Origin of the sequence: Natronospira sp. (assembly GCF_007134575.1) — a bacterium.
GTDB classification, from domain to species: domain Bacteria; phylum Pseudomonadota; class Gammaproteobacteria; order Natronospirales; family Natronospiraceae; genus Natronospira; species Natronospira elongata.
Map to the genome: position 1 here is coordinate 1 of NZ_SLKM01000127.1, position 19,299 is coordinate 19,299.

18 protein-coding genes are annotated in these 19,299 nt (G+C 64.7%); 14 read left to right on the top strand and 4 right to left on the bottom strand.

What is annotated here, in order from left to right; genetic code table 11:
- Nucleotides 1–51: 51 nt before the first annotated feature.
- The 14 genes from ACJWXQ_RS04845 (at nt 52) to holA (ending at nt 15,963) form a co-directional block, all read left to right on the top strand.
- Nucleotides 52–633, top strand: a complete 582-nt coding sequence (locus ACJWXQ_RS04845; RefSeq protein WP_346051329.1) for a Maf family protein — start codon at nt 52–54, stop codon at nt 631–633.
- Between the two features lie 261 nt (nt 634–894).
- A complete protein-coding gene (gene rng, locus ACJWXQ_RS04850) occupies nt 895–2,364 on the top strand; it encodes a ribonuclease G (RefSeq protein ID WP_346051331.1) in 1,470 nt (489 codons plus the stop codon).
- Nucleotides 2,365–2,378: 14 nt separating this feature from the next.
- A complete protein-coding gene (locus tag ACJWXQ_RS04855) occupies nt 2,379–6,248 on the top strand; it encodes a YhdP family protein (protein ID WP_406672283.1) in 3,870 nt (1,289 codons plus the stop codon).
- Complete coding sequence (locus tag ACJWXQ_RS04860; protein ID WP_346051335.1) at nt 6,238–6,600, top strand: hypothetical protein; 363 nt, start codon at nt 6,238–6,240, stop codon at nt 6,598–6,600. The genes ACJWXQ_RS04855 and ACJWXQ_RS04860 overlap by 11 nt, the downstream gene beginning before the upstream one ends.
- A gap of 47 nt (nt 6,601–6,647) precedes the next feature.
- Nucleotides 6,648–7,499 (top strand): carbon-nitrogen hydrolase family protein, encoded by an 852-nt coding sequence (locus tag ACJWXQ_RS04865; protein WP_346051337.1) that lies wholly within the window; start codon nt 6,648–6,650, stop codon nt 7,497–7,499.
- A 23-nt stretch (nt 7,500–7,522) separates the two neighbouring features.
- Nucleotides 7,523–8,962, top strand: a complete 1,440-nt coding sequence (gene tldD, locus ACJWXQ_RS04870) for a metalloprotease TldD (RefSeq protein WP_346051339.1) — start codon at nt 7,523–7,525, stop codon at nt 8,960–8,962.
- A gap of 24 nt (nt 8,963–8,986) precedes the next feature.
- Nucleotides 8,987–9,958, top strand: coding sequence for an alpha/beta hydrolase (locus tag ACJWXQ_RS04875; RefSeq protein WP_346051341.1), 972 nt, complete (start codon nt 8,987–8,989; stop codon nt 9,956–9,958).
- A gap of 95 nt (nt 9,959–10,053) precedes the next feature.
- A complete protein-coding gene (locus ACJWXQ_RS04880; protein ID WP_346051343.1) occupies nt 10,054–10,479 on the top strand; it encodes a MerC domain-containing protein in 426 nt (141 codons plus the stop codon).
- A 43-nt stretch (nt 10,480–10,522) separates the two neighbouring features.
- Nucleotides 10,523–10,828, top strand: a complete 306-nt coding sequence (locus ACJWXQ_RS04885; protein WP_346051345.1) for a hypothetical protein — start codon at nt 10,523–10,525, stop codon at nt 10,826–10,828.
- Nucleotides 10,829–10,958: 130 nt separating this feature from the next.
- Complete coding sequence (locus ACJWXQ_RS04890; RefSeq protein ID WP_346051347.1) at nt 10,959–12,503, top strand: zinc-regulated TonB-dependent outer membrane receptor; 1,545 nt, start codon at nt 10,959–10,961, stop codon at nt 12,501–12,503.
- 100 nt (nt 12,504–12,603) lie between these two features.
- Complete coding sequence (locus tag ACJWXQ_RS04895; RefSeq protein ID WP_406672284.1) at nt 12,604–13,491, top strand: metal ABC transporter substrate-binding protein; 888 nt, start codon at nt 12,604–12,606, stop codon at nt 13,489–13,491.
- The gene (locus ACJWXQ_RS04900; RefSeq protein ID WP_346051350.1) at nt 13,481–14,083 is read left to right on the top strand and encodes an ATP-binding cassette domain-containing protein; all 603 of its coding nucleotides are present in this window, start codon (nt 13,481–13,483) and stop codon (nt 14,081–14,083) included. The genes ACJWXQ_RS04895 and ACJWXQ_RS04900 overlap by 11 nt, the downstream gene beginning before the upstream one ends.
- Nucleotides 14,080–14,895 carry a metal ABC transporter permease gene (locus tag ACJWXQ_RS04905; protein ID WP_346051352.1) on the top strand — a complete coding sequence of 272 codons (816 nt, stop codon included), beginning with the start codon at nt 14,080–14,082 and terminating at the stop codon, nt 14,893–14,895. The genes ACJWXQ_RS04900 and ACJWXQ_RS04905 overlap by 4 nt, the downstream gene beginning before the upstream one ends.
- A 39-nt stretch (nt 14,896–14,934) precedes the next feature.
- On the top strand, nt 14,935–15,963 hold the full coding sequence (holA, locus tag ACJWXQ_RS04910) for a DNA polymerase III subunit delta (protein WP_346051354.1): 1,029 nt from the start codon (nt 14,935–14,937) through the stop codon (nt 15,961–15,963).
- A 48-nt stretch (nt 15,964–16,011) separates the two neighbouring features.
- On the opposite strand, the gene ACJWXQ_RS04915 is transcribed toward holA, so the two are convergent.
- From ACJWXQ_RS04915 to ACJWXQ_RS04930, 4 genes are all read right to left on the bottom strand, one after another.
- Complete coding sequence (locus ACJWXQ_RS04915) at nt 16,012–17,109, bottom strand: 5-(carboxyamino)imidazole ribonucleotide synthase (protein WP_346051356.1); 1,098 nt, start codon at nt 17,107–17,109, stop codon at nt 16,012–16,014.
- 22 nt (nt 17,110–17,131) lie between these two features.
- A complete protein-coding gene (gene purE, locus ACJWXQ_RS04920; RefSeq protein ID WP_406672285.1) occupies nt 17,132–17,635 on the bottom strand; it encodes a 5-(carboxyamino)imidazole ribonucleotide mutase in 504 nt (167 codons plus the stop codon).
- A 113-nt stretch (nt 17,636–17,748) separates the two neighbouring features.
- On the bottom strand, nt 17,749–18,252 hold the full coding sequence (gene yjgA, locus ACJWXQ_RS04925) for a ribosome biogenesis factor YjgA (protein WP_346051358.1): 504 nt from the start codon (nt 18,250–18,252) through the stop codon (nt 17,749–17,751).
- On the bottom strand, nt 18,245–19,294 hold the full coding sequence (locus ACJWXQ_RS04930) for an isoaspartyl peptidase/L-asparaginase family protein (RefSeq protein ID WP_406672286.1): 1,050 nt from the start codon (nt 19,292–19,294) through the stop codon (nt 18,245–18,247). The genes yjgA and ACJWXQ_RS04930 overlap by 8 nt, the downstream gene beginning before the upstream one ends.
- Between the last annotated feature and the right edge of the window lie 5 nt (nt 19,295–19,299).

Here is a 19,299-nt window from a genome sequence, read left to right on the forward strand (position 1 = left end):
ACCGCGCCTGGTCCGTGCGCAGTGGTCATCCCTATCATCGCGCCTGATCCCATGCCCAGACTCATCCTCGCGTCCCAGTCACCCCGCCGCAAGGCACTGCTTGAGCAGCTCGGCCTCGACTTTCAGGTCATGCCGGCGGATATCGATGAAACCGTGACCCCGGGCGAGGGGCCTGGCGAGTTCGTGCGCCGCATGGCGAGGCAAAAGGCCGCCGCCATCCTCGCCCGCGAGCCCGGGGCCCTGGTGCTGGGTTCCGACACGGCCGTGGTGCTCGACGACCACATCATGGGCAAGCCCCGCGACCAGGCGGATGGCGCCGCCATGCTGGCGCGGCTGTCGGGGCGCAGCCATCAGGTCTTCTCCGCCGTCGCCCTGGCCGGGCCGAATGGCGTCGAAGACCGGCTCAATATCAATGAAGTCCGCTTTCGCCCCATCACTCCGGCCGAGGCCGAGGCCTACTGGAACACCGGCGAGCCATCCGACAAGGCCGGCGGCTATGCCATCCAGGGTCTGGGCGCGATCTTCGTCGAGCACCTGGCCGGCAGCTATTCCGGCGTCATGGGCTTGCCCCTGTTTGAAACGGCAGCGCTGCTGCAGGCTTCCAACCTGCCGATTCTCACGCCGCAGATTTAGCGCTGAACTTGCCGTGCCCCCCCTCCTCTTGCTGTGAGATGCCCACTAGCTCTCAGTCGAGTAGTGCGCCAGGCCCCTGCGGGAGCCACCGGAACGAAGCCCCCCAACCCGAGGACTGGACCAGTGGTTCCAGAGTGGTGACCCGAACTTGCCGCGTTCTAGCTCTCCGACTTTCAGTTCTGACGTCCCTCGCTGTGGCAAAATGCAGGGCTTGGCCCAAACACTGGCAATTCGGCACAGCCCCAGGAAAAAACCAGGCCCATGAGCGAGGAAATACTGGTCAACGTCACGCCCCGTGAAACCCGGGTGGCCCTGCTGGAAAACGGCGCGCTCCAGGAAGTAATGATCGAGCGCTCCAACAGCCGGGGCCTGGTGGGCAATCTCTACAAGGGCCGGGTCTCGCGGGTACTGCCCGGCATGCAGGCCGCCTTTATCGACATCGGCCTGGCCCGCACCGCCTTTCTGCACGCCTCGGACATCGTCCGCTCCGCCCACACCGAGAGCGAAACCCCCTCGGCCGGGCCCGCCAACATCCGCGACCTGGTTCACGAGGGTAAGGAAATCCTGGTCCAGGTGCTCAAGGACCCCCTGGGCACGAAAGGGGCGCGGCTTACCACCCATATCAGCATCCCCTCCCGCTATCTGGTCTATCTACCCGGCGGCAAGGGCGTGGGCCTGTCCACTCGCATCGAGAACGAGCACGAGCGGTCCCGGCTGCAGGGGGCGGTGGGGCAATTCATGGATGAGGTCAGCCAGGGTGGTTACATCGTCCGGACCGCCGGCGAGGACGCACCGGTGGATGCCTTGCGCGCCGACATGCTCTTCCTGAGTCGTCTCTGGGAGTCCGTCCGCGAGGGTTCCGCGAATGCCCAGCCCGGTGATCTGGTCCACGAGGATCTGCCGCTGCCGGTGCGAATCCTGCGGGACATGATGGGCGAGGGGGTGGAGCAGGTGCGAGTGGATTCGGAATCCACCTACAAGCGCATGAAACATTTCGCCGACCGTTTCACCCCCGAACTGAGCCCCCGTGTCCAGCATTACACCGGCCGCCGACCCATCTTTGATCTCTACGGGGTGGATGATGAAATCGATCGCGCCCTGGATCGCCGGGTCAACCTGAAGTCGGGTGGCTATCTGATTATCGATCAGACCGAGGCCATGACCACCATCGACGTCAATACCGGTGGCTTCGTGGGCAGCCGCAATCTGGAGGAAACCGCCCTCAAGACCAATCTCGAGGCGGCCCGGGCCATTGCCCGCCAATTGCGATTGCGCAATCTCGGCGGGATCATCATCATCGACTTCATCGACATGGAGGATGAGGAGCACCGTGGCCTGGTGCTCAAGGCACTGGAGCGGGCCCTGGCCCAGGACCCGGCCAAGAATCAGGTTTGCGAGGTCTCGGCGCTGGGCCTGGTGGAGATGACCCGGAAACGCACGCGGGAAAGCCTTGAGCATGTGCTCTGCGAGCCTTGTCCAACCTGTGAAGGTCGGGCTTCGGTCAAGACCGCCGAAACTGTCTGCTTCGACGTTTTTCGCGAGATTCTCAGGGAAGCCGGCCAGTATGAAGTCCAGGAGTTGCTGGTGATCGCCTCCCAGGCGGTGGTGGATATATTGCTGGACGAGGAATCCGCCAGCCTTGCCGAGGTGGAGGAGATGGTGGGCAAGCCCATTCGCCTGCAGGTGGAAAGCCAGTACTCCCAGGAACAGTTTGACGTGGTCCCGACCTGAATCATGTGGATGCGATGAGCGATATTGGATGGCGAACACGGCTGTTGCGCTGGCTGGCCGGCAGCCTTGCCGCCGTGCTCATCCTCATGGCGGTGCTGGTGGGCGCGTTCCGCCTCCTGGTGCCGCAGGTGGCCGAATATCGCGAGGCCATCGCCGCCTGGGCCGGCGAGGCCATCGGCGCGGAAATGGAGATTGCCGAGATCGATGTCCGCTGGCGCGGATTGGTGCCGGAAATCCTGTTCCGCGACGTGAGGCTGCGCGCCGCCGATGAGGCGGTCGAGCCGATTGCCGCCGAGGAAATTGCCGTTCAGGCCTCCCTGCTTGATCTCCTGCGTCCCGGTCCCGTGCGCCCCGGGCGGGTGGTGCTGCGCGGCGGGGACTTCAGTCTCGTGCGGGAAGCCGATGGCACGGTCCTTGTGCCCGGGATTGCCCGGTTCGAGCCCAATGGCGGTGGTATTGAGGCGGTGGAGCCGGTGGTGGAGCGGATTCTGGCCCGGGCGGATTACCGGATCGAGGCGAGCCGTTTTACCTACACGGATCGACAGCAGGACATCGGGCCCTGGGACATCGGTGTGGACAGGCTGTCGCTGTATTCCGAGGGTCGTCGCCATCGCCTGCAGGGGCAATTGCAGTTGCCCGAGGCCCTGGGCGGTGATCTGCAATTGAGTCTCGAGGCCGAGGGGCCGGTCGGGGCGCTGCGGGATTGGCAGTGGCAGGGCGAGCTGGACGTGGTGGCACTGGCATTGAATTGGCCCGTGGAACGCCTCCCCGGACCCTGGTTGCGCCCGCTGGAGGGTGAGATGGACCTGAGCGGTCGTCTGGCCGGGCAGGGTTTGACGCTGGAATCGGTTCAGGCTGACGTGGATGTGTCCGCGCTGCGCCCCCTTGATGAAGGTCCCGTACTGCGGGGGCCGGAACAACCGCCTCGGGGTGAGCTCCGCCTGCACGGTATTGACTGGCAGGCCCAGCGTCGCGGTTGGCGGTTCAGCGTGGCTGATCTGGCCCTGGGCGGCTTGGGCTGGCCGGACTCCCGTATTGATCTGCAATGGCAGGGCGACCGGGATAACGCTCGGGTGACCGCCAATCTGCGTTACCTGGATCTGGGCGATGCGGTTGCCGTGGCCCGACAGATTCTTTCCCCCGGGGAGGCACCCCGGCTGTGGCTGGATCGCCTGCAGCCGGAAGGCGAACTGCGTGATGTGATTGGCGAAGTGCAGCTACGGGAGGGTGAGCCGGCCGAGTACGGGGCCCGAGCCCGGGTCACGGGGCTGGGCATGGAAAGCTGGGAGGATATCCCGGGCTTTGCCGGTGTCACCGGCTGGTTGCGGGCCGATGAAGCCGGCGGGCACTTTGAGCTGGATGCCGGTCCGGTTGTCTTCGACTATCCCACCCTGTTCCGTGATCCCCTGCATGCCGAGCGGGTCACGTCCCGCGTGGACTGGCAGCGGGTGGATGCGGGCTGGGATATTCAGGCCAGCGATATTCAGGTGCGCAACGAGGATGCCCGGGTAGCCGCGGAGCTGGGCGTGGACTTCCGTCCGGGCGGCCCCCATTGGGTCACCCTTGAGGCCGAAGTGCCCACTGCCCGAAGTGACAATCTGTCCCGCTATCTGCCGGTGGGGCGCATGCCGGAAACGGCCGTCGACTGGCTCGATCACGCCATCCTGTCCGGCCAGGCACGCAATGGGCGGGTCCTGGTAGACGGCCCGACCCGGCCCTTTCCCTATCACAACGGCGAAGGCCGTTTCGAGATCGATTTCGACGTGGTCGATGGTGGCCTGCGCTTCGATGAGGATTGGCCGGTGATGCGGGATGTGGATGCCCGGGTCAGTTTCCGCGGCCCGGGGATGACGGTCGAGGCTCGGCAGGGGCGGATTGCCGGCTATCAGGTGGATTCGGCCCAGGCCCATATCGACGATCTGCAGAATCCGGAGGTGGAGATTGAGGGCCAGGCACACGGTGAGTTGGCCGATGGTCTTCGCTTTCTCCGCGATGGCCCCCTGGCAGAGTGGTTTGGGCGCCCATTGGCCGATGTCAGTCTGCAAGGCGTTAGTGAACTGGACTTGAGCCTGAGTGTTCCGGTTCGCCAGGTGGCGGATCTGCGTCTTGATGGAGAGGTCAGCCTGAGTGCCGTGTCCGGTGGCGCCGAGTGGCTGCCGGGTGAAATCTCGGCGCTGGAGGGCAAGCTGTATTTCAGCGAACAGGCGGCCTGGGCCGAGTCCATTACCGGTCAGCATCTGGGTGGCGCCTTCCGGCTGGCGCTGGACCCCGGCAGTCGGGGCCGACATGCCGATGAGGATGACCCACCGTACTCGGTCGCCCACATCCAGGGTCACTCCCGTATCGAGGCCCTGGCGGCGGAACGGCCGGAACTGGCCTTCCTTGATCGCCTGGATGGTGGCGTGGATTGGGAAAGTCGTGTGCGCGTCGACAATCGACCCAACGGTGAGCCCATCCAGGTCACGATTGACAGCCAGCTGAAGGGCCTGGCAGTCGACCTGCCCGAGCCCTTGTCCAAGGCTGCCGAGGAAAGCATGCCTTTGTCGGTGCGTTTCCCGGTCGGGCAAGGCGCCAGCCGAGTGGAACTGGATTACGGCGGTTTTCTGGCCCTGACCCTGCAAGTGGGGGAGGATGCCGACGGCCAGACCGGCGTCCACGGTCTGCGGGCCGATCTCAACCAGGTTCGCGAGCCGGATGCGGTGGCGGACGGCATTCGGGTTGCCGGTCGCGCTGATTATCTCTCCCTCCTGCCCTGGCTTACTGTGGATTGGACACGCGGTGAGGCCGACGGGGGCATGGCGCTGGAAGGCCTGACCCTGGATGTGGATCGGTTGCGATTGGGCATGCTGTCGCTGGAATCCCAGGGGGTCAGTCTGGATCGGGAAGCCCTGGGCTGGCGGGTCGAGCTGCGTGGTGATGATGCCAGCGGTGAGTTGCTGATTCCCGCCGATGTGACCCGAACGCGTTCCACCGTCGAGGGACGGCTGGAGCATTTGAGATTGCGTCTGGCCGAGGCGGAGGTTGCCGAGCTGGCGGCCATGGACCCGCGCAGCCTGCCCTCACTGGACTTTCAGGTGGAGCGTGTCAGCCGCAACGGTATGGAAGTGAACGATCTGGCGCTGAAACTCCAGGCGGCACCCGATGGGGTGATTCTTCAGCAATTCAGTACGGCAGGCGATTTGTTGCGGGTGGAGCTTGGTGGCGAATGGCGTGATGACGCCCTGCTGGGTGAGCGGGGGCGTTTGACCGGGCGCATGGAGAGCGGTGATCTGGCTGCGGCACTGCGCTTGTTTGATTTTGTGCCGGGGCTGGAGTCCCGGCAGGCGGAAGTCGATCTCAATCTGTCCTGGCACGGCCCGCTGGATGCCACTGTATTGGGCAGACTGGGTGGCGAGACTCGCCTGCGCCTGGGGTCTGGTCAGCTTCGCGAGGTCAGCCCGGGGGCCGGTCGGGTCGTGGGACTGTTCAGCCTGCAGGCGCTTCCCCGACGGCTGTTCGGGGATTTTCGTGATGTCTTCGGGCGCGGCCTGCGTTTCGACAGCATCAGCGGGGATTTTCATATCGCCGACGGTGATGTGTTTACCGGCGACCTGGCCCTGGAAGGTCCGGCGGTGAATCTGCGCCTTGCCGGGCGTACCGGCCTGTACAGTCGCGATTATGATCACCATGTCAGCGTTTCCTCGCCCGTGGGGGCGACCCTGCCGGTGGCGGGTGCCATTGCCGGGGGTGTCACCCTCGGTGCCGCCATGCTGGTACTCTCGGAACTGTTTCGCGGGCCGTTGGCCAGAGTGGGTAATCTCGAATATCGTCTGCAGGGCGCCTGGGAGGACCCGCGGGTGATTCCCCTGGATGAAGAAGCGCGGAGGGCGTTGGATGAAGAGTGATTGCCGACATCGGTGGCGATCTTGGGCGGGTCGACTGAGTGGCTTGCTGCTGTTTCTGGCGGTCGGCAGTCTGTCCGCCGAGACCTGGGTCCTGGACCAGGCTGAATGGAGTCGACCGCGCAGCGGCGAGACGGTGATCGCCATGCCGCCAGTGGCTCAGGCGGTCCGCCACTGGCATGAGCAGGACGAGGCTCGCCTTGAGCTGGTCTATCCCGGCGGTGAGCGGGGTGAGCTGTGGGCCTCCGAGTTGCGCGACTGGCTGATTGCCCTGGGCATGGAACCTGCCGCCGTTGTGCTTCAGCCTGGTGCGCCCAGCGAGGAAGAGCTGTTGCTGCGGGTACGGGCGAACTGAGCCGTGAAGGCCGGTAATTCCACTTTTGAGCAGAAGGGGTTGAGCAAATGAGCGACAGTCACGACAGGCCGGGCGAGGAACAGGCGCCACGAGCTGCCGCGATCCAGATGGCCTCGGGGCCCCATGTCAGCGCCAATCTGCTGGAGGCCGAGCGCCTGCTGGCCGCGGCAGCGGCTTCGGGTGCGGCGCTGGCGGTCCTGCCCGAGAATTTCGCCATGCTGGGCCAGGATGATGCCGAGCGCGTGGAGCATGCCGAGGGCGATGGTGATGGTCCCCTGCAACAGTGGCTCAAGGAACAAGCCAGGCGTCATGAAATATGGATTGTGGGTGGCACCATCCCCCTCGAAGCCGAGGCTGGACGCATCAGCGCCGCCTGCCTGGTTTATGACCATGCGGGAGAGAGGCGTGCCCGCTTCGACAAGATGCACCTGTTCGATGTGACCCTGCCGGACGGTCGCGAGCAGTATCGAGAGTCCGCTTCCACTCGGCCGGGGCGCGAAGTGGTGGTGCTCGACTCCCCCATCGGCCGCCTGGGGCTCGCAGTCTGTTACGATTTGCGTTTTCCCGAGTTGTTCCGGGAAATGTCCGATCAGGGGGCCGAGGTCTTTGCCGTGCCCTCCGCCTTTACCGCCCAGACCGGGCGCGCTCACTGGGAGTTGCTGCTGCGGGCGCGGGCGGTGGAAAACCTTTGCTACGTGGTGGCCGGCGCCCAGGGTGGCTTTCACGTCAGTGGCCGCGAGACCTGGGGCCACAGCATGATTGTCGATCCCTGGGGCGGCATTCTCGCCGAGCAGGAACAGGGCTCCGGCGTGGTCAGTGCCCCCATCTCGCTGGAACGGCTGCGCAGTCTGCGCAAGCGTTTCCCCGTCTTGAGCCATCGTCAGATGGCGACTGTCTGATCAATTTGGAGTAGGTACAAGGCATGACTGATGCCCTGAAAATTGCCAGAGCCAACTTGCTGGAACCCAACGGCCTGGACGAGGACGCCCTGTCCCGCATCCTGGGCAAGATGATGAGCGCCTCGGTGGATGAGGCGGACCTCTACTTTCAGTTGTCCCGCCGTGAGAACTGGTCCCTGGAGGACGGCATCGTCAAGGAAGGCGGACATGGCGTGGACCAGGGGGTGGGATTGCGCGCGGTCTCCGGTGAAAAATCCGGCTTTGCCTATTCCGACGAGATTGTCCTGCCGGCCCTGGAAAAGGCTTCAGGAATGGCACGGGCGATCGCCAGCGGTGGCCAGTCCGGCCGACTCCAGGCCTGGAAGGCCCGTGGGGGGGGTCAGCTCTACCAGCCCATCGACCCGATCGAAACCCTGAGCTCGGACGAGAAGGTGGCCCTGCTGCAGCGGGTGGATGCCGCCTGCCGCGCCGAGGACAATCGGATCAAGAAGGTCACCGTCGGCCTGGCCGGCGTGCATGAAACCGTGCTGGTTGCGGGCAATGATGGCCGTTTGGTGGCCGATGTCCGGCCGCTGATTCGCATGAATGTGGTCTGCATCGCCGAGCAGGACGGGCGCCACGAACAGGGTGTGGCCGGCGCCGGTGGCCGGATTTCCATGCGCGACTTCCTGGCCGATGACGAGCCCCTGCGCCTGGCCCGGGAAGCCGCGCGTTCCGCCCTGGTCAATCTGGAAGCGGTGGAGGCGCCTGCCGGTACCATGCCGGTGGTGCTCGGGCCGGGCTGGCCCGGCGTCTTGTTGCACGAGGCCATCGGTCACGGCCTGGAAGGGGATTTCAATCGCAAGGGCACCTCGGCCTTTGCCGGCCGTATTGGCCAGCGGGTGGCGAGCGAGTATTGCACCGTGGTGGATGACGGCACCCTGCCCGGGCGCCGTGGGTCACTCAACGTCGATGATGAAGGCGAAGCCACCCAATGCACCACCCTGATTGAAGACGGCATCCTCACCGCCTACATGCAGGATCGCATGAACGCCCGCCTGATGGGGCAGCGCAGTACCGGTAACGGTCGCCGGGAATCCTATGCCCATCTTCCCATGCCGCGCATGACCAATACCTACATGCAACCCGGCCCCCATGACCCCGAAGAAATCATCCGCTCGGTCAAGCGCGGCCTCTACGCGGTCAACTTCGGCGGCGGTCAGGTGGACATCACCTCCGGCAAGTTCGTGTTTTCGGCCAGCGAGGCCTATCTCATCGAGAACGGCCGCATCACCCGTCCGGTCAAGGGTGCGACCCTGATTGGCAATGGGCCTGATGTGCTTACTCAGGTGAGCATGGTCGGGACGGATCTGGAACTGGATCGCGGCATTGGTGTCTGCGGCAAGGACGGGCAGGCCGTTCCGGTCGGTGTCGGTCAGCCCACCCTCAAGGTGGACCGGCTGACTGTTGGCGGCACCGGCTAGACACCGGGGCCCGGGAGCACAACCATGGTAGTCAGTCGATCCCGTTTCTGGCGTACCGGTGCGATCATGTTCCTGATCGTGGTCGGTGGCCTGTCTCTGTTGCCCTATCTGATTTCCGACGGTGCCCGAGAGGATTTGCCGGAGGCGCCCTTCGCCGATAGCCGCTTTGCCGAGCTGGATGGATTCCGCGTCCACTATCGCGTGAGTCCCGCCCAGCCGGCTGACGCCGGTGCCGTTCAGGGTGATCTGCTATTGCTGCACGGCCTGGCGGGGTCGAGTTTCAGCTGGCGCGAGGTCGTCGAGCCCCTCACCCGTGCCGGTTATCGCGTGATTCGCGTGGACCTGCCACCCTTCGGCTTCAGTGAGCCACGGCTGCCTGCCCAGGCTGGTCTTGGGGAAACCGCGCTGCTTGAGGCGGTGCTGGATGAAGCGGGCTTGGCCACGGACCGCCTGCACCTGGTGGGCCACTCCATGGGGGCGGCTGCCGCCGCTCGTCTGGCTACCCGTCTGGAGCGGTCCATTGCCACGGTGACCTTTGTGTCCGGGAGCCTGGATACAGGCAGTGAGGGGGGGCAGGGGATTGGCGGCGTGATCATGCGCTATCCCCCCGTTCAGCGCTGGATTACCGTAATCGGCAGTCGGCGACTGCTGAACGAGGAAGGCATGGCAAGGGCGCTGGAATCGGCCTATGGCAAGCCGCCCTCGGATGCAGCGGTGGCCGGCTATCTTGCCCCCCTGCGTACACGTGGCCGGCCGGCAGCGGTGATCCGTTATCTGCATTCCTCGCGCGAGTCGGTCAGCCCGGACTCGCTCGGCTCCCTGCAAACGGCCCTGATCTGGGGCGAGCGGGATCAATGGGTGCCCATTTCCCACGGGCGGCGCCTGCAGGACGCCCTGGATGCCCCCCTCGAGATCATCGATGGGGCCGGCCATAATCCCATGGAGACCCACCCGGAGGCCTTCTCCGAGACCCTGCTGGAATTGCTGGCCCGCTGAGTCCTTTTGCCGTTTTTTGACGCCGCCAAGCCATTGCGGCCGAGTTATTTGTGTTATATTATTGCATAACGATTATCCGGACCCGAGGTAAGCCCATGCCAGGTCAGGCTGCGGACAAGCAATTCGACTATGTCGCCATCGGCATGTCCGGCCTGTGCGTGCTTCACTGCACGGCACTGCCGGTTTTGGCCGCCGCTCTGCCCTGGATCGCCAATCTGGCTATCGTCGATGACTGGTTTCACATTGCCATGCTGTTCGTGGTGGTGCCGGTCAGTCTCTATGCTCTGGGCCGTGCCTGGCGCTGTTCTGGCCACGGTGCGCCCCTGGCCATCGGCGTCGTGGGTCTGGTGCTGATGGTCGTGGCCACCTTCGAGTTCATGGCCTGGCACAGCACAGGCCTTGAACAGACCCTGACCCTGATGGGTGCCGGGATTCTAACCGTGGCACACCTGATCAATCTGCGGAACTTGTTCCGTGCCAAGCGGGTCGTTTCACTGGAAATGCCCGGCAGCCGCTGCTGAGTTCAAGCGCTTCCCCAATCAGCCTGTTTCGAGGGCTTATCGCATGACGATCAGGATGTCTCACAGTCTGATGCGTACTGCCTGGCTGCTGGCCCTGGTCGCCGGTCTGTTGCTTCCCCTGTCTGAAACCCTTCATGCCCAGGAGCATGTGGGTGAGCCCGGGCATGCCGTTGAGCATTGCCTGAGCTGTCAGTTGCTTTCCCCCAAGTCCGGCCCCTTGCCGGTGGCCGAGTTCACAGTTGCCATGCCGCAGATGGCGGTGAGTGGACTCAATTCCCCCGTTGAATCCGGCCGTGTCCAGTCCATACCGGACTACGCTATCGCCGTTCGCGCCCCGCCCGGAATCTGAACCGGCGATGCGGTCGTTCAGGGTCTCTGTCGACTGCCTATCGATCCCCGAAATTTATACCCGGAACCATCGGCATGTCCCCGTGCCGGTGAGTTCCCGTGAAGTCATCCCTTATTCAGGAGTACAAGCAATGAAGCTTAGCCAGACAATTGTTGGCCTGATGCTGATCTCCGGCCTTTCCGTCTCACCGCTGTTTGCCGGCGATGCAACCGAGGCCGACGACAGCGATTTGCGCATGGATCAGGTCCTGGCCCAGGCTGAGACCACCCCCGAAGCCGAGCAGCAACGCCAGGCCGGTCCCGCCCGTGATCCCCTGGACCCCCAGCCGGCCCGTATGCGGGCCATGCAAGTGGGTGGTGGTGATCAGGAGGTCACTTCCGGCACTGCCTTCAACCCGGCCATTTCCGTCATTCTGGACGGGGTCTACTACAACGAATTCAGCGGTCATGTTGAAGATGCCCCCGGTTTCGACTTTGGCCATGACCATGGCCATGGCGGCCATGGCCATGGCCTGGAGTCGGGTTTCCAGATCCGCGAAGCGGAGCTGTCCTTTTCCGGCACAGTGGACCCTTACTTCGACATGTTCGTGATGGCAGCCCTGTTCGAAAACGGGGTGGAGCTGGAAGAGGCCTATGTCACCACACGCTCCCTGCCGGCCGGGCTGCAGATCAAGGCCGGTCGCTTCCTGAGTGATGTGGGTTACATCAACAAGCAGCATATCCATGACTGGCAGTTCGTCGATGCCCCCTGGGTTATAGACAACCTGTTTGGTGAGGAAGGCTTGCGCGAAAACGGTATCCAGCTCACCTGGATGCCGGCCACTCGCAGCTACACCCGTTTTGGTCTGGAATTGCTCCACGGCGAGAGTGAAGGTGTGGCCAACTATGTGGGTGATGGCCGCCATGAAATGGTGACTGTCCTGCCAAGGCACGTCGTGGATCCCAATGTGGGCCCCGATGATCCGGGGGCTGAAGAGCCGGTTCGCAACCGCTGGCGTGATGACAAGGGGCTGCACCAGACTTCCTCTCCGCGTCTGATCACCGCCTTCGCCAAGTGGGCACCCAATCTTGGCTATGACCATGCCTTGCAACTCGGGGTATTCGGCGGTGTGAGCGACGCCCACCAGATGGAAGAGACCCATTCCAGCGGTCGCTTGGAGACCTGGGACGGGGACGCGAAGTTCTATGGTTTTGACCTCGTCTACAAGTACGACGGTGGCGGCATCCATGGTCATCGGAGCTTTCAGTTCCAGACCGAGTACATTCGTCGTGAGATGAATCTGCATTACCAGAGCCGACAGTTCACTGATTTCGGTACCCTTGAGCCCACCACCCGCAACCCCGATGGCGACGTGGTCGATCAGGAATGGGTTCAGGACGGTATATATGCCCAGGCGGTCTACGGCTTCGCGCCGCGTTGGAACATGGGCCTGCGGGTCGATGCCCTGGGTCTGACCAATGATGCCTATGAAGATCAGCCCGACGGTCGTGGCCTGCCGGTGAGTCTGGGTTCCTCCAAGCGTTTTGCCCTGCAGACGACTTACGCGCCCACGGAGTTTTCCCGCATCAGAGCGCAGCTCAACTATAACGACTTCGCCCACCACGATGATGAGGCCTGGGAGTTCATGCTGCAGTACAACATCAGTCTGGGTGTGCATGGTGCCCACGCATTCTGATGCCTGTTGAGGAAAACAAGCCGGGTTTGTCTACCCGATGGATTGAGAAAGAATCAGACTCCCGCCGGTTCCAGGATCGGCGGTGGTAGAGGAGAGAGTCATGAAACGAGTGATTATCGGAATGCTGTTGATGCTGGCGGCCGTGGCTGCCAGTGCCGAAGTCCGGGTAGCGGCCACCGTGCCCAACATGGGCATGCTGGCGCGGGTGATCGGCGGTGATGCCGTTGATGTGACGGTGATGGCGCCGGCCGATCGGGATGCCCATTACCTGGAGGCCCGCCCCTCGATGATGGCGGCACTGCGCCGTGCCGATGTGGTGGTGGCCGTGGGTGCCGAGCTGGAAGTAGGCTGGCTGCCGGCCGCCCTCCAGGGTGCCAACAATCCCCGAGTGCAGGTGGGGCGAACCGGCTACTTCGAGGGCGCTGCCCACATCGAGCTGATCGAGGCTGGTGCAGCTGCGGACCGTGCGGGTGGTGATGTGCACCCGGCCGGCAACCCGCATTTTTACATGGACCCCCAGCGCATGGCCGAGGTCGGCTTTGCCCTGGCCGAGCGTCTGGGCCGCCTGGATTCGGACAATGCCGAGCGTTTTCTGGAGAATGCGGAACGAATTGCCGCCATGGCGGACGAAAGGGTCGCGGCCTGGTTGGAGCGTGCCGAGGATGTGCCGGGTGCCGTGCTGTATCATAAGGACGCCAATTATTTGATGCGTCTGATTGATGCCCCCATCCTGGGTTATCTGGAACCCCTGCCGGGGATTCCGCCCACGGCCCGTCATCTGCGAGGCCTGGTTCGGGATCTGGATGGCCGGGACGGGATTACCCTGTATACGGATTTCCAGCCCTCACGCGGCGCGGATTTTCTGGAGCGTGAACTGGGTTGGCCCAGTCGCCAGTTGCCCAACCAGGTGAGCACGACTGCGGATGACGCCGAGGAGTATTTCGAGATGATTGATCGCTGGGTTGAGGCCCTGGCCAGTGTCCGCTGATACCGCCACAACTGCGCTGCTGGCCGTCAAGGAGGTGGTAGCGGGATACGCGGGGCCCGTCGTGGGCCCCGTGTCTTTTGACGTCTATCCCGGCGAGGTGCTTGGCCTGCGGGGGCCCAATGGCTGTGGCAAGTCCACCCTGCTCAAGGCCATCACCGGGGAAGCCAAACGGTTTGCCGGTAAGATCGTCCGCTGCAATGGCCTGACCGTGACCCACCATCAACAACGCCCGGAATTGCCACCGGAATTGCCCTTGCTGGGGCGGGAGTTGTTACGGGTGATGGGGGCGGATCGCGGCGATGCCCCGGGCATCATCAAGCCGCTCCTGTATCGACCCATCAATCGCATGAGCGGCGGGCAGTTCCAGTTGTTGGAGGCATGGGCCTGTCTGGGTGGTGACGCGGAGCTGGTGCTGCTGGACGAGCCCACCAACAACCTGGACGGTGAGGCGATCGAAGCCCTTGCCCATATTCTGCGCACGGCTCGACCGCCGCGCGCCGTCCTGCTGGTCAGTCATGAGCGGGCCTTCCTGGAAGAAAACTGCACCCGTATCGTTGAGATTGGCCGACCCGGGGAGGGACAGGGTTCGTGAGTGACTTTATTCTTTTTGACCCTCTTTTTCGTCAACCTTTCGTCATTGGCCTGCTGCTGAGCATTGCCCTGTCACTGCTGGGCGCCTACCTCCGCATGCGGGAGGAATGGCTGGCGGCCATGGGTCTGTCCCATATGGCGGCAGCCGGCGGGGTAGCGGCCTTGCCGCTCGGTATCCCAGCCCTCGCCGGGGCCCTGCTGGCAGCCGCCCTGGCGGCGATTGCCAAGGGTCTGCTACCCAAGGCCAGCAACAGCCATTACGGACTCATGTTGTTGCTGGGTTGGGCCGGGGCAATGATACTGGCGGCCAACACCCATCAGGGTGAAGTGGTGGGCGAGGCCTTGTTGCGAGGCCAGCTCTATTTCACCAGCACGCCGCATCTCATCGGCTCCCTGGCCCTGGTGGCGGTGCTCCTGTTTGCCTTGAGCTGGCTGTCGCCACGGCTGCTGGCCGAGCGTTTCTTCCCGGACCATTTTTCCGCCAATCGCATTCCGGCCTGGCCCCATCGGCTCCTGTTCGGGGCCTTGGTGGTGGTGGCTGCCGTCCTGGGCACCCTGGCCATGGGCGCCATGAGCGCCTTTGCCATGTTCTTTGTTCCAGCCTGGGTCGCTTTCGTGCTGGTCCGGGGCTGGCGCTGGGCCCTGGCCTTGACCGTGGCACTGGGCGTGGGCTGCTATCTGCTCGCCTTCGTGCTGTCCATGTTGCTGGATCAGCCCTTCGGGCCTACCCTGACCCTCTGTCTGGCCGCCCTGGCCCTGCTCCGGCTGTTCGCCCACCGGGCCGCCCGGGTGGCCGGCGCGCCTGGTGAATAGGCGTTATCATGGGTGGCTGATCCCCTGTAGCCCAAGACCATGAAACTGCGACCCGAACAGCTAGGCCAACACCTGAACAAGCAGCTCGCGCCGGTCTATCTCATTGCCGGTGATGAGCCCTTGCTGGTTGATGAAGCTGCTGACAGCGTGCGACGCAAGGCCCGCGAGGCCGGTGTGGAGGAACGCACGAGCTTCATGGCCGAAAAGGATTTTGACTGGCAGGCCCTCAGTGATTCCGCCGCCAGCCTCTCCCTGTTCGCCCAGCAACGCCTGGTGGAACTCCGCCTGCCGTCGGCCAAGCCCGGCCGGGAAGGCAGCAAGGCCCTGACTGACTGGGCCGAGCGTCCGCCCGAGGACCATACCCTGATCGTGATCAGCGGCAAGCTGGATCGCAGCCAGCGCAATGCCAAATGGGTCAAGGCGCTGGAGTCCGCCGGCGTGATGGTGGAAGTCTGGCCGGTGCCCCGTCATCAGCTGCCCCAGTGGGTGCAGCAGCGGATGATTGCGGCTGGCCTCCAGGTGTCCCGGGATGCGGCCCGTTTCATTGCTGAAAGGGTGGAGGGCAATCTCCTCGCCGCCGCACAGGAAATCGAGAAGTTGCGCCTGTTGCTTGGCGAGGGCGTGGTGGACGACGAGACCGTGCGTGGCGCGGTGGTGGATAGCGCTCGCTACGATCCCTTCCAGCTTGCCGATGCCGCGCTTGCCGGGCAGACGGCGCGGGCGGTCAAGATCCTTGAGGGGCTGCATGGTGAAGGCGTGGAACCGCCACTGCTGGTCTGGGTCCTGGCCCGCGAGATCCGCGCCATGGCCGACATGGCCTCGGGCCTGGCCCGGGGCCGGCGCCTGGACGATGTCACCCGTCGTGTCTGGGCCAGTCGCCGTGGGCTGGTGGAGAAGGCGCTCAAGCGTCACAACGAGACCCGCTGGCTGGCCCTGCTGGCCGAAGCCGGGGAATTGGACGCCATGGCCAAGGGTGCTCGCTGCGGCAATCCCTGGGACGCCCTGCAGCGCCTGGTCATGGCCATCAGCTCCGTGGAAGCCGGTCGCCGCCTGGGGCTGGTAGCCTGACCGCGCCCTCTGTGTGCACAAGTCCCGCGCTGACCCGGGTGTACCGGGCTATGCCTGTTCGGCCGCCTTCACCAGGGGCAGGAGTTCGTCGATGACGGCGTCCAGGCTGGCGCGGTCGTCGCGGACGACGGTGATGTGGCCGAGCTTGCGGCGGGGGCGGGGCGCCTTGCCGTAATCGTGGTAGTGAGCGTCCTCGTGGCGGATCACCCCTTCCAGGGCCGGCATGCGCCCAAGGCAGTTGATCATCGCCGAGACGCCCCGGGGGCGGGTGGAGCCCAGGGGCAGGTCGAGGATGCCACGCAGGTGGTTCTCGAACTGGCTGGTGGCGGCGCCCTCGATGGTCCAGTGCCCTGAATTGTGCACCCGCGGGGCCATTTCATTGGCAATCAGGCGGCCGGCCTTCTCGAAATATTCCACCGTCAGGATGCCCGCATAGTCATGGGCCTCCATCAGCGCCGCGAGCTGCTTCTCCGCCGTGGCCTGCAGCGCCGGGTCGGCGGCAGGCGCAATGGACAGGCGCAGGATGCCGTCCTCGTGGCGGTTCTCGCTCAGGGGGTAGAAGCGGGTATCGCCGGAGCGGTTGCGCACACCGATCAGGGAGACTTCGCGTTCGAAGTCGACAAAGCCTTCCAGGATCAGGGGCGCGCCGGAGAGGCCCTCCCAGGCCTTGGCAATCTCCGCCTCGCTTCGGATCAATTGCTGGCCACGGCCGTCATAGCCCATCCGTCGACGCTTGAGCATGGCCGGCAAGCCGAGTGCTTTAACCGCCGACTCCAGTTCCGCCAGGCTGTCCACCGAGCGATAGGGGGCGGTTTCAATCCCGTGGCGGGCGAAGCATTCCTTTTCCCGCAGCCGATCCTGGGCCGCCCCGAGGATGGCCGGGCCGGGGTGGACGGGGATACCGGACGCCGCGGCTTCCAGGGCCTCAACGGGGACGTTTTCCACGTCGTAGGTGAGCAGTTCCACCTGTCCGGCCAGCCGGCGGATGTCCTCGGCCTGCATGAAATCACCGAGCACAATGTCGCCCACCTGGGCGCCGGGGCTGTCCTCGCTCTTGTCGAGAAAAGTGAAGCGCAGGCCAAGGGGATAGCCGGCCAGGGCCATCATGCGGCCGAGTTGGCCGGCGCCGATGATTCCAATGCTCATGATTGCCGTGGTCTCCGGGCTGTCATTCCGGTCGCGGATCGGGATTGCTCAGAACGCGTTGGGTCTGGGCGGCGCGGAAATCGTCCAGGGCCTCGCGAACTTCATCGTAGTGGTTGGCCAGCATGGCCGCCGCGAGCAGGGCGGCGTTGGTGGCGCCCGCTTTGCCGATGGCCAGGGTGCCCACCGGCACGCCGGCCGGCATCTGGGCTATGGAAAGCAGGGAGTCCATGCCATTGAGTGCCTTGGACTGCACCGGCACGCCCAGCACCGGCAGAGGCGTCTTGGCGGCGGCCATGCCCGGCAGGTGGGCGGCGCCGCCAGCCCCGGCAATCAGGACTTCCAGGCCGCGATCCCGGGCCTCGGCGCAGTATTCGAACAGCAGATCCGGAGTGCGGTGGGCGGAGACCACCCGGGTTTCGCAGGGCACGCCCAGCTTCTCCAGGGTTTCCACCGCATGCCGCATGGTTTCCCAGTCCGACTGGGAGCCCATGATGATCCCGACCAATGCCTGCTTCCCTGTTTCCATGACATCACCACGAAAGGCCCGACGGGCAGCGGCGCCCGCAAAGGGGGCCGGCCGGGCCGGGCTAAAAACGGTCTATTGTACGCAAATCCGGTAAACAGGGCGAGTAATGCGGCTTAAGCGAGTCGATCACGCAGCAGCCGGAACAGGGTGCGAGCCGACGCCGGCGGCTGTCCGTGGATCTCCTCCTGGCGGGCATGGTGGGCCAGACGACTGGCTTCGGCGAAGTCGTCCGCCTCAAGCAGCCCTTTCAGTTCGGCCTCCACCTCGGTCTCGCCCTCCATCAGCCCGTCCCGCAGGCGTTCCAGGCGATGAAAGGCGCGTGCGGCCGTTCGCTGATCCGCCTCACGCTGGCGCAGCGCCGCTTCGATGGACGCCGGATCCAGCTTGCGCATGAGTGTACCGATACGCTGACGTTCACGGCGCAGTCCACCGCCACGTCGCATGTGGCGGATGCGGCGGATGGCGGCAAGCAGCTCATCCGGCAGGCCCAGCTCGTCGAGGGTGCTGTCCGGAAGTTCGGCCAGGCGGATCCCCAGGGTCTGTCGCTCCTCGGCCTCGCGCTTGCGGTGAGAGCGGGACGGGCGGTCGCCACCGCCCGTCCCCCGGGGGTCAGTCATCGTCGGCAAAGATGGCAGTGTGGACGCGGCCCTCATTGTCCACGCTGCCCCGGTACATGCCACTGGTGTTGAAGGGCATGGTGATGTTGCCCTTGGCGTCAATGGCAATCACGCCGGCGTTGCCGCCCATCTCCACCAGCTTGCTGTTGACCACATGATCGGCGGCTTCTTCCACGCTCTTGTCCCGGTAGGCCATCAGCGAGGAAATGTCATGCAGGGTGACGGCACGCATGATGTATTCGCCATGGCCGGTGGCGGAGAAGGCGCCGGTCTCGTTGTTGGCATAGGTGCCGGAGCCGATGATGGGCACGTCACCGATGCGGCCGAAGCGCTTGTTGGTCATGCCGCCGGTCGAAGTCCCGGCTGCCACATTGCCCTGCCGATCCAGGGCGACCGCACCCACGGTCCCGAGGTTGAACTCGACATTCTCGCGCTGACTGCGGAATTCCTCACCCTGTTCGGCTTCCCGTTCCTGGGCCCGATGGAGTGCCTCGCGACGGTGTTCGGTCTCGAACCACTCAGGGTCCTCGGTGGCCAGGCCGAATTCCTGGCCGTAGGTTTCCGCGCCTTCGCCGGAAAAGAACACATGGGGGGACTCATCCATGATCACCCGTGCCAGGTCGATGGGGTTGCGGATGGTGCGTACGCCGGTGAGGGCGCCGGCATTGCGGGTGCGACCGTCCATGATGGCAGCATCCATTTCGATGCGCTCGTCACTGGTTAAGACCGAGCCACGACCGGCATTGAACAGGGGGCTGTCTTCCAGTACCCGGATGGCCGCCTGGACTGCATCCAGGCTGTCGCCGCCGTTGTCCAGAATGGTGTAGCCGGCTTCCAGGGCCGCCTCCAGGGCGGCGTGGTATTCCGCTTCCTGTTCCTCGCTCATGGCGTCGCGGTCCATGGTGCCGGCGCCGCCGTGAACGGCGAGCCCGATGGGGCGTTCGGCATCCGCTGCCGGTGCGGCATTGCCGCTCTCTTCCGCTTCGCAGGCAGCCAGGCCCGCGGCAAGGACCACGGCAATGCTTGCTATCAGTTTGCGCATGGTGA